At 51.2% G+C, this 1,521-nt stretch carries 2 protein-coding genes; both read right to left on the bottom strand.

All coding sequences use genetic code 11. The annotated features are described in order from the left end of the window. Nucleotides 1–150: 150 nt before the first annotated feature. Nucleotides 151–552 carry a hypothetical protein gene (locus ALO64_RS10045; protein ID WP_044345823.1) on the bottom strand — a complete coding sequence of 134 codons (402 nt, stop codon included), beginning with the start codon at nucleotides 550–552 and terminating at the stop codon, nucleotides 151–153. A 3-nt stretch (nucleotides 553–555) separates the two neighbouring features. Beyond that, nucleotides 556–1,119: a replication/maintenance protein RepL gene (locus ALO64_RS10050; RefSeq protein ID WP_044345825.1), complete on the bottom strand. Its 564-nt coding sequence runs from the start codon at nucleotides 1,117–1,119 to the stop codon at nucleotides 556–558. Between the last annotated feature and the right edge of the window lie 402 nt (nucleotides 1,120–1,521).

Raw genomic sequence — 1,521 nt, forward strand, 5'->3', positions numbered from 1 at the left:
GGACAGTTGGCTATTTTTGCAGCGCCTCCTTAATGGCTTCGATTTTTGAAGAAGAGGATTTTTCAGACCTTTCTTGGGTTCGGTTTGAGGCCGTACCCCCCATTGGACCGATAGGCCAGGTGGAGAGTGCTATCTCCACCTGGGCTGCTTCTAGCCCTTTCGGGTGAATAAAGGCCTTTGCCACCAGGGCTTAGGCTTGATAAGAGTCGCACTTTCAGCCGTGTCAGACTGTGTCATTTCAGGTTTGTACTCGATCAGACGTAGAGCTTGGCGCAACTCTGCTACTTCCTCCCTCAAAGCCTTCAACTCGGTCATTATCAAGGCTGTACCTTGTGTGCCAAGCTCAGTGTCAGCGTGTGCCGTTTTTTCAGGCTCGGCCTGTGTCACCGGCAAAAGTGCGCCGTATACGCGGATCAGTTCAGAGGTTTCAAGGCGACGGGAATTTTCTCCCTCTGGCTCCCAGGATAAGCGGCCTGCAGCCATATCACGGTAGAGCGTGCGGCGGCTCTTTCCGGTCAGCTTTTGCGCTTCCTGGATGGTGTGCCATGCCATGTGTCACTCCTCTTTCATACTGAGTGCCACGTTCGGTTTTTTTCGGCGGTATTCAGTGATCAAGGCTACACGGTCTCCTTTGAAAAACAGTGCAGGGTTGATCCAATACATGCTTGGTCCCCTAGGCCATAGGAAGCGATTGACCAACAACTCCTTAAAGCCTCGGTGAAATGTTGCTTCACTCATACCAAGGTCTTGCCCGTTAAGGCCTTTATCAAACCAATGCAGATAGATTGTGTCGGCAAAGCCACCAGACATACGGGTATTTTGGTACTCATTCAGAATCGCCTGAAACACGCGCATACCCGTTCGCGAAAGGTCATACATAGCCCGTACGCCTTCTGCAAATACCTTGACGAATTCAGCATCGTCGCGTTCTTCCACTGTGTGGATTGTGCTCACTACTGAAACTTCCCCTGTCATGGGATCAACCAGATCTTTACCTCGACCAGCCCTGACATAGCGCCGTTTGGTAGCAATCGTGGTTGACTCAATCAATGGGTTAACGTCTGGTGAAAACTGTCGATTGAGCTCGCGTAGCGTAAACTCATTTTTTGATTGATCCATCTTCAGAAATGACCCTAAATTTGCGTGTCGTGGCGTCATGGTATTGCGGATTTACCCGCAAAATCAAGGTGTTTTTTGCGGGTTGCACCAAGCATAACTGCGGGTAATACAATCAGATGTGCGTGTACCATTCCCGGACGCTAAGGCTTTCAGGGCATTTGCTTCTCACTCTGTTACTACGCTGTTCGCTTTTGATTGTTTTTGCTTTGAAAAATGAGGGCTACCGATAGAGCTGTTACACGGTGAGGTTGGGGCAAATCGCTGGTCGGGTGTTTTTTCCGGCCAGGGATTTGACGCGGCCCGTCAACTCGCGAAGCGAGGCGACAGCCTAGGGGGGGGGCATGTTGCAAATGTGTTGCATCCACTGACGTATCGGCGCTTAGCGCCGGGCGGCCTTTGGCG

It is taken from the genome of Pseudomonas meliae (assembly GCF_001400515.1).
Classification (GTDB): Bacteria; Pseudomonadota; Gammaproteobacteria; order Pseudomonadales; family Pseudomonadaceae; genus Aquipseudomonas; species Aquipseudomonas amygdali.